The 2898-nt window shown below is 66.0% G+C and carries 1 protein-coding gene and 1 pseudogene; one reads left to right on the forward strand and one right to left on the reverse strand.

Translation table 11 applies throughout. From position 1 onward, the window contains the following. Nucleotides 1-1182: NAD-dependent succinate-semialdehyde dehydrogenase (locus VMR39_RS18700; RefSeq protein WP_325417869.1), on the reverse strand; the 1182-nt coding region annotated here is incomplete at its 3' end. Between the two features lie 366 nt (nucleotides 1183-1548). Between VMR39_RS18700 and VMR39_RS18705 the strand changes: the two are divergent. Beyond that, a pseudogene (locus VMR39_RS18705) lies at nucleotides 1549-2898 on the forward strand (IS1380 family transposase).

The raw sequence follows: 2898 nt of genomic DNA on the forward strand, positions 1-2898 counted from the left end.
CACGGGGCCGAAGATCTCCTCGCGCGCCGCGGCCATCGTCGGCTGCACGCCGGTCAGCACGGTCGGAGCGTAGAAGCTCCCCTTGCCCGCCAATGGCTGGGCGCCGATCAGCGCCTGCGCGCCTCCGGCGAGGGCGTCGGCCACCAGCCGCTCGACCTTGGCCAGCGCCGCTTTGTTGATCAGCGGCCCCTGATCGGTCGAACCTTCCAGGCCGTCCCCGAGCACTAGGGCCGCCGCCTTCTGCGCCAGCCGTCGCGCGAACTCGTCGTAGACGCCGGCCTGAACCAGGATGCGGTTGGCGCAGACGCAGGTCTGGCCGGTGTTTCGGAACTTTGAAGCGATCGTGCCCGCCACGGCGACGTCGATATCGGCATCGTCGAACACGATCAGCGGAGCGTTGCCGCCCAGCTCCATCGACACCCGCTTGAGCGTCGTCGCGCACTGCGCGGTCAGCAGCTTGCCAACCGTGGTGGAGCCGGTGAAGGTGAATTTGGCAACGCCGGGATGGCTGGTCAGGACCGATCCGATCGCCGGCGCATCGCCTGCGATGACGTTGAAAGTGCCCGCCGGAACACCGGCCTCGAGTGCCAGCCGGGCCAGCGCGAAGGCCGTGAGCGGGGTCAGTTCGGCGGGTTTGAGTGTAACGGTGCATCCTGCGGCCAGGGCGGGCGCGACCTTGCGCGTGATCATCGCTGCGGGAAAATTCCATGGCGTAATCGCGCCGACCAGGCCCACCGGCTGCTTGAGAACCAGGACCCGGCGATCGCGTTGGGCGGGGATGATCTCGCCATTGATGCGCCGGGCTTCTTCCGCGAACCATTGGATGAAACTGGCCGCATAGTCGATCTCGCCCAGCGCTTCGGCGAGCGGCTTGCCCTGTTCGGCCGTGAGCAGCATTGCCAGATCGTTGCGGTTTTCGCGAACAAGCGCGAACCAAGCGTGCAGAATGGCGGCGCGTTCGGCGGCCGAATGGGCCCGCCATTCCCCGAAGGCTCTGGCGTTGCTTTCGACGGCGCGGTTCGCCTCGACCGCACCCAGGAGGGGGATTTCCGTCAGCGCCATCCCCGTCGCAGGATTGATCACGGCAATCGCCCGCTCGGTAGTGGCTATGGCCTCGCCATCGACGATCGGCAGGCCTGCAGCGAATTCGGGCCGGGACAAGGATGGCTGGGAAACAGGCATGGAGCGAAACCTTGGCAGTCGGTTGGGAAGTTCAAGGGATGCAAACGAAACGGGGCGGAACCGCCGGAGCGGATCCCCCCCAATCGATGGGGTGACCTTTCGGTCACCCCAGGCAGAGCCGTCAGTACTTGTAGGCGACCTTGAGGAACCATTCGCGCGGCCGCGAATAGGTTGCCTCGGCGACGCCGCCAACGTCCAAATCCACATAGCCGCCCTGGATGTAGCGCTTGTCGGTTAGCCCGTCCTATTCACCGGACCGGGTCTGGCGGGTTGGCGGGAGTGGCATAAGCCTCTGATCTGAATTAGGAACTGGGTGTCGAAGCCGAACCTGCCGCAGGGCAGAAAATGCCACAGGCCACACCCGCCATGAATGACGATATCGCAAGCACATTCCGATTCCCAGCGGTCGGGCGCAAGAAAGTCACAGCCGCTTTCGACGGTGGCCGGCTGACATCGGACGGCGGTGTCCTGCTGCTGGCGCAGGCCGAGCGCACGATGGGGATCTGCCATCGGCTTGCGGCTTGCATTGCCGACTGGCGCGATCCTGCGCGGGTGGTTCATCGCCTCGACGACATCCTGCGTGCCCGCGTGTTCGCGATCGCCTGCGGCTATGAGGACGCCGATGACCTCGACGCCCTGCGCGACGATCCGGGCTTCCGCCTGGCCCTGGGCAAGCTGCCGGGATCGGGCGTGGGGCTGGCCAGTCAGCCGACGATGAGCCGGTGGGAGAACGCACCGACCTCGCGCGAATTAGCCAGGATGATGGCCGCGATGATCGACATCTACTGCGCCAGCTATCCCACCCCGCCGGCGGCGGTGACGCTGGATATCGATGATACCTGCGATGTCGTGCACGGTTATCAGCAACTCTCATTCTGGAATGGTCATCATGGCGAGCGTTGCTTCCTGCCGATCCATGTCTAAGACACGGCCACCGGCCGGCCGGTGGCGATGCTGCTGCGCACCGGCAAGACACCGTCGGGTGCCGAAGCTGCCGGCCACATCCGGCGCCTGGTGCGTCACATCCGCCGAAACTGGCCGGAAACGCACATCGCCATCCGCGGCGACGGGCACTATGGCCGGCCCGAGGTCATGGCCTTCTGCGAGGCGGCCAGCGTCGATTACGTGTTCGGCCTGCCGACCAACGCCGCGCTGCGTGGCGATCCGGTCATCGTCGCTGTCGCCGATGCCTGCGCGGTCAAGCGGGCTCAGCGCCAATACCCGGTCCTGCGCAGCTATGCCGAGACCCGCTACGGCGCGAAGAGCTGGAACTGCCAGCGCCGCGTCGTCGCCCGAATCGAGGCCAGCACAATGGGCATGGACATCCGCTATGTCGTCACCTCGCTGGCCGACGGCTCGGCCGAGCACATCTACGACACGCTCTACTGCGCTCGCGGCAACGCCGAGAACCTGATCAAGCGGCACAAGACCCAACTCGCCAGCGATCGCACCTCGTGCCGCTCTGCCAACGCCAATCAAATGCGCCTCATCCTGCACACCGTCGCCTACTGGCTCCTGTGGCGTATCCAGCAGGAAATCCCAAAAGCCACCGCACTCGCCGCCGCCGAGTTCGCAACGCTGCGCCTGCGGCTGCTCAAGGTCGCTGCCCGCGTTATCGAAACCGCCACGCGCATCCGCGTCGCCTTCGCGTCAGCCTGCCCCGATGCCAGCGTGTTCAGAGCCATCGCCATCAGCCTCCGGCCAGCACCCACATAG

Origin of the sequence: Sphingobium sp., assembly GCF_035511395.1 — a bacterium.
In the GTDB taxonomy this organism is placed as follows: domain Bacteria; phylum Pseudomonadota; class Alphaproteobacteria; order Sphingomonadales; family Sphingomonadaceae; genus Sphingobium.